We start from the raw sequence: 655 nt of genomic DNA, 5'->3' as shown, positions 1-655 counted from the left end.
ATCGTCAAGCAAGTCGATGATACTGTTGAATCAGCTGACTTAATCGCAGAGTTCGAAGCTGGCGCAAGTGGCAGTTCTGATGCTGGCTCTAATGAAGCGCCAGCCGTAGATCCAGATCAACCTGCTGCACCAGTACAACAAAAAGAAACTGGTTATGGCGATACCCCAAGTCGTCCAGATGCGCCGCATGATGAAGCCGATCATAAAGATCAAAGTCCAGCGGTACGTAAAGCTGCCAAAGAAAGTGGCGTAGATCCTAAAGAAGTCGAAGGCAGTGGTCGCGGCGGCCGAGTAACTAAGACTGATATGGCAAGCCCTACGCTAAAAGCTGATAGCTCTATTAAATCTGATAGCGGTCGTCCAGTTGCTGAGTCAACAGGTGAGCGTACTGAAAAACGTGTACCGATGACACGTTTGCGTAAGCGTGTTGCTGAGCGTCTACTGTCAGCATCACAAGATACAGCGATGCTAACGACGTTCAACGAAGTCAACATGAAGCCGTTGATGGACATGCGTACTAAGTATAAAGAGAAGTTTGAAAAACGTCATGGTGTACGTCTAGGCTTTATGTCTTTATTCGTACGCGCCGCTACCGAAGCGCTAAAACGTTTCCCAGCGGTTAACGCTTCATTAGATGGTGATGATATCGTTTATC

At 47.6% G+C, this 655-nt stretch carries 1 protein-coding gene; it reads left to right on the top strand.

The genetic code is table 11. The features are described from left to right. Positions 1-655 (top strand): 2-oxo acid dehydrogenase subunit E2 (locus ACS8FD_RS21460; RefSeq protein WP_439277362.1); only part of this gene is annotated, 655 nt, incomplete at both ends.

The sequence above is a fragment of the Psychrobacter sp. 1U2 genome (genome assembly GCF_051847575.1).
This window is presented reverse-complemented; position numbering and strand designations above follow the sequence as displayed.